This window comes from Arthrobacter sp. SIMBA_036 (assembly GCF_046535135.1).
GTDB lineage: Bacteria > Actinomycetota > Actinomycetes > Actinomycetales > Micrococcaceae > Arthrobacter.
Map to the genome: position 1 here is coordinate 1 of NZ_JAWRXG010000139.1, position 275 is coordinate 275.

Sequence of the window (275 nt, forward strand, 5' to 3'; positions counted from 1 at the left end):
TCCAGTCCTTCGACTGCGCGGATGTCGGTGCGGGCCATGATGAGGAAGTTCGGGTCCCTGCGGGCATCGGCTGCGGCCCGGATTCGTTTGGTGGCGGTGTCGATATCAACGACGTTTTTCCCGTCGAGGTGGCCGCAACGTTTGGGGTTGAATTGGTCCTCGATGTGGAGGCCGGCCAGGCCTGCGTTTTCGAGTTCATGGACGGTGCGGGCCACGTTCATGGGTTCACCGAAGCCGGTGTCCGCGTCCACGAGGGAGGGCAGGTCTGTCATGCG

At 63.3% G+C, this 275-nt stretch carries 1 protein-coding gene; it reads right to left on the reverse strand.

Going from position 1 to position 275, the window contains the following annotated elements:
* A partial coding sequence (locus tag SB659_RS19405) for an isocitrate lyase/phosphoenolpyruvate mutase family protein (protein ID WP_410551580.1) occupies positions 1–275 on the reverse strand: 275 nt, incomplete at both ends.